This is a genomic window from Streptomyces sp. NPDC020362 (assembly GCF_040642095.1).
Classification (GTDB): domain Bacteria; phylum Actinomycetota; class Actinomycetes; order Streptomycetales; family Streptomycetaceae; genus Streptomyces.
In genome coordinates, this window is the sequence record NZ_JBFAET010000353.1 from 1 (window position 1) to 5,220 (window position 5,220).

The 5,220-nt window shown below is 71.8% G+C and carries 2 protein-coding genes; both read right to left on the reverse strand.

Annotated features, from left to right (window positions below; all coding sequences use genetic code 11):
- The coding region (locus AB0H32_RS46710) for a type I polyketide synthase (RefSeq protein WP_361135330.1) at positions 1–3,467 on the reverse strand (3,467 nt) is incomplete at its 3' end.
- 43 nt (positions 3,468–3,510) lie between these two features.
- A partial coding sequence (locus AB0H32_RS46715; protein WP_361135332.1) for a beta-ketoacyl reductase occupies positions 3,511–5,220 on the reverse strand: 1,710 nt, incomplete at its 5' end.

The window sequence follows — 5,220 nt, forward strand, 5'->3', positions numbered from 1 at the left end:
AACGCGCCCGCCTCCCGCGCCACCGACTCCGGCAGCGCCACCTCCGCGAAGATGTCCTCCCCACGACGCCAGGCGGCCCGGAGTCCCTGGAACGCCGGGCCGTACACGTCCGCCAGAAGCACCGCATACAGATCCGAGGTGTCCATCGGCGCGGCGTCCTGCGGCGGCCACACCTGCAGGTCTTCGTCGGACGCCTCGGCAGTCGTGGCGGGGGCCACCACACCACTGGCGTGCTGCACCCACGCCTGCTGCGATTCCGCTTCGTCGGGTCGGGAGAAGACCTCTATCCCACGGCGTCCCTCGGCATCCGCCGCTGCCACCACCACCTGGATCTGGACTCCGCCGCCGTCGGCGGGCACCACGAGCGGCGCCTGCAGCGTCAGCTCCTCCAGCAGACCGCAACCCACCTGGTCACCGGCCCGCACCGCCAGCTCCACGAACCCGGTGCTCGGCAGCAGCACCACGCCGCCGACCGCGTGCTCCGCCAGCCACGGATGCGAACGCACCGACAGCCGACCCGTGCACACCACCCCGGCGCCACCGGCCAGCTCCACCACCGCGCCCAGCAATGGGTGCCCCACCGCACCCAGCCCCAGTGACACCGCGTCGCCGCCGGCCGCCCCCAGGGCGGACAGGGACAGCAGCCCCTCCGGCCAGTACCGCTCGTGCTGGAAGGCGTAGGTCGGCAGTTCGACGCGGTCCGCGGCGGGCAGCACCGCGGTCCACTCGACTGCCGCACCGTGCACGAAGGCCTCGGCGAGCGAGGTGACCAGGCGCTGCGTGCCGCCGTCGTCACGCCGCAGGGTCCCGCACACTGCGGCGGGCAGCGCACCCGGACCGGCGTCCTGGGCGACCTCCGCGAGGGTGTCGTTCATCGCACCCAGCAGCACGGGGTGCGGGGAGACCTCCACGAAGACCTGATGACCCTGCTCGGCCAGGATCCGCACCGCACGGTCGAAGCGGACCGACGCCCGCAGACTCCCGTACCAATACGCGGCATCCAGCTCCTCGCCGGTCAGCACCTCGCCCGTCATGGCCGACACCATCGGCACCCGGCCCTGACGCGGAGCCACACCGGCCAGAACAGAGACGATCTCCTCCTCCAGCCGGTCCACCTGAGCCGAATGCGAGGCGTAGTCCACAGCGACCATCCGCGCCCGGACACCCTCCGCCTCCAGCTCCGCCCGCAACTCCTCAAGCGCCCCCGGCTCACCCGACACCACCACCGACGCCGGACCATTCACCGCCGCCAGCGACACACGCTCACCCCAACGCGGCAGACGCTCCTCCACCACCGCCGCCGACTGACTCACGGACATCATCCCGCCCGCACCCGCCAGCACCCTCAAGGACCGCGAACGCAACGCCACCACACGCGCACCGTCCTCCAAGGACAGCATCCCGGCCACCGTCGCCGCCGCGATCTCACCCTGCGAGTGGCCGACGACCGCGTCCGGGATCACGCCCGCGGCCTCCCACACCGCGGCCAGTGACACCATCACCGCCCACAACACCGGCTGCACCACATCCGCAGCCTCCAGCGCCGGAGCGCCCTCCACACCGGCCAGGACATCGCTCAGCGACCACTCCACATGCGGCGCCAACGCCTTCTCACACTCGGCCAGCCGAGCCCCGAACACCTCACTGACCCGCGCCAGTTCACGACCCATACCCAGCCACTGCGAACCCTGCCCCGGGAAGACGAACACCGTGCGCGCATCGTCCCTGACGACGCCCGACACAACAGCGCCGCTGGGCACTCCGTCGGCCAGGCTCTCCAAACCGGCCACCAACTCGCCACGGTCACCACCCACCACGACGGCCCGATACTCGAAGGCCCCCCGCGTGGTCGCCAGCGACCAGGCCACCTCGGGCGGCTCCAACTCCGGCCGCGCCACGACCCATTCACGCAGCCGGCCCGCCTGAGCCGTCAGCCCCTCCGCCGAACGCGCCGACACCAGCCACGCACCGGCACCCGACACCACCGCAGCCACGCTCACGCCGACGGCCTGCTCGGCACCGTCCTCCGGTGCCGCGCTCCCCTGCTCTTCCTCTCCGGCCTCAGCGTCCTCGTCGGGAGCCTCCTCCAGGATGACGTGGACGTTGGTGCCACTGCCGCCGAACGACGACACGCCCGCGCGGCGCGCGCGTTCACCGGCCGGCCACGGCATCGGCTCCGACAGCAGTTCCACCTCGCCCGCCGACCAGTCCACGTGCGGCGTGGGCTCGCCCACGTGCAGCGTCTGCGGGAGCTGCTGGTGCTGCATCGCCAGCACCATCTTGATCACGCCGGCGACGCCGGATGCCGCCTGGGTGTGTCCGATGTTGGACTTCACCGAGCCCAGCCACAGCGGCCGGCCCTCCGGCCGCTCCTGGCCGTAGGTGGCGAGCAGGGCCTGGGCCTCGATCGGGTCACCCAGCGTCGTACCGGTACCGTGCGCCTCCACCACGTCGACATCGGCGGCCGACAGCTGGGAGTTCTCCAGCGCGGCGCGGATGACGCGCTGCTGGGAGGGGCCGTTGGGCGCCGTGAGACCGTTGGACGCACCGTCCTGGTTCGCCGCGGAGCCACGGATCACGGCGAGCACGCGATGGCCCTGCCGGCGCGCCTCGGACAGCCGCTCCACGACGATCATGCCCGCACCCTCGGCCCAGCCGGTCCCGCTCGCGTCCGCGGAGAACGCGCGGCAGCGGCCGTCCGACGCCAGGCCCTGCTGCCGGGAGAACTCCATGAAGTTGCCCGGGTTGACCAGGACCGTCACGCCACCGGCCAGCGCCATCGAGCACTCGCCCGACCGGATCGCCTGGCACGCCAGATGAAGGGCCACCAAGGACGACGAACACGCCGTGTCCACCGTCACCGCCGGGCCCTCCAGGCCCATGGCGTACGACACCCGGCCCGATATCACGCTGGGGAGGTTGCCGGTCATCATGTGACCCTCGAACCCGGCCGTGCCCTCCTCCGACATCGCCAGGCTGATGGCGTAGTTCGACGTGAACCCGCCGACGAACACCCCGGTCCTACTGCCGCGCAACGCCCCCGCATCGATGCCCGCTCGCTCCAGCGCCTCCCACGACACCTCCAGCATCAGCCGCTGCTGGGGGTCCATCGCCAGCGCCTCGCGCGGGCTGATCCCGAAGAACCCCGCGTCGAATCCGCTCGCGTCCCGCATGAACCCGCCGGACTGCGTGATCGACTTGCCGGACTTCTCCGGGTCCGGGTCGTAGATGTTCTCCAGGTCCCACCCTCGGTCGGCCGGGAACGCGCCGACCGCGTCGCCACCCGCCGCCAGCAACTCCCAGAATTCCTCCGGGCTGTCCGCACCGCCCGGGAACCGGCACGCCATCCCCACGATCGCCAACGGCTCCTGGTCGCCGGCCTCGAGCTTGCGCAGGCGCTGACGCGTCTCCTGGAGTTCGGCTGCAGCTTTCTTGAGGTATTCGAAAAGCTTCTCTTGGTTGTCCACAGGGACTCCTTACTAAACCATGCCGCCAATAAGCCCGAAGCAATTAGTTGGACAGACCAAGTTCCTTGTCGAGAAACTCAAACACCTGGTCGGGTGTTGCCGATCGGAGTTCGACCTTTTCGCCTTCGGGCTCCGATCCGCCCTGCTTTTCGATCCACCTCGACAGAATGCTCTGCAGTCGCCTCGTGATGCTTTCGCTCATGTCGTGGTCGGTTGCCGATTGCGCCAGGCTGGATTCGAGCCGGTCGAGCTCGTCGAGAATCGGCACCGAAACCGCTTCTTCCTGGACGAGTTCGGCCCGCAGCCAGGTGGCGACCTCCACGGGAGTCGGATAGTCGAAGATCAATGTCGCGGGGAGCCGCAGGCCGGTCGCCGCGTTCAGACGGTTCCGCAGCTCGACCGCGGTGAGGGAGTCGAAGCCGAGTTCCTTGAACGCCTGCCTGGCCTGGAGCGCGTCCGCCGAGGCATACCCCAGCACCAGTGCCGCCTCGGCCCGTACGACATCCGTCAGCACCCGGTCCTGCTCGGCCCGGCTCATGCCGGCAAGGCGTCGGGCCAGGTCCTCTTCGCCCCGCGCGACGTCGGCGGATCCGGTACGGGCGGCGGCCAGTTGGCGGACCTCCGGCAGGTCCCGCACCAGCGGCCTCTCCTGCAGGTCCATCGAGCCGGGCGCCGCCGCCAACTGGGCCCAGTCCACGTCCATCACCGTCACGACGGCGTCGGGGCCCTCCAGCGCCTCGCCCAGCGCCCGGACCGCCAGCTGCGGATCCATCGCCGGCATCGGGACCCGCTTCATGCGTGCCTGGATCGCGTCCTTGGACTCCGCGAGGCCGCCTCCGCCCCACAGACCCCAGGCCACCGACAGACCGGCCATGCCGCGGGCCCGCCGCTTCTCGGCCACGGCGTCGAGGAAGGCGTTCGCGGCCGCGTAGTTGCCCTGGCCGGCGGAGCCCAGCGTCGAGGCGGCGGAGGAGAACAGGACGAACGCGTCCAGGTCCAGATCCGCGGTCAGCTCGTCCAGGTGGGCCGCGCTCGCCGCCTTGGCCGCCAGCACCGTCTCCAGTCGCGGCGCCGAGAGGCGGTCGACCACGCCGTCGTCCAGGACCGCCGCGGTGTGCATCACCGCGGACAGCGCGGGACCGCTGCGCCCCGTCCAGTCCACCAGCCCGGCCAGGTCCGACCGGTCGCTCACATCGCAGGCCACCACGTCCACCCGGGTGCCCTGCGCGGCCAGTTCGGCGGCGAGTGACGCGATGCCGTGGGCCGCGGGGCCGGAACGGCTGGTGAGCACCAGCCGCACAGCGGCCCCCTCCGCGAGCCACCGCGCCACATGCCCGGCGATCGCGCCGGTCCCGCCGGTGATCAGCACGCTGCCACGCGGCGTCCAGCGCCCCTCGCCGCGTGCCTGGGGACCCCGGCCCATCCTGCGGCCCAGCACTCCGGACGTCCTGATGGCGACCTGCTCCTCACCGTCCCCGGCGAGCACCGCCACCAGCCGGGCACCGGCCCGGTCGTCCAGTACGGCGGGCAGGTCGATCAACCCGCCCCAGCGGTCCGGGTGTTCCAGTCCGACGACCCGGCCGAGGCCCCACACCTGCGCCTGCACCGGACTGGCCGGCGCTTCGCCCGGCGTGGCCGCGGCCGCACCGCACGTGGCGATCCACAGGGGTGCGACGACTCCGGTGTCACCGAGCGCCTGGACCAGGCCCAGGGTCGCGGCCAGACCGCCGGCCACCACCGGGTGGTCGGGCAG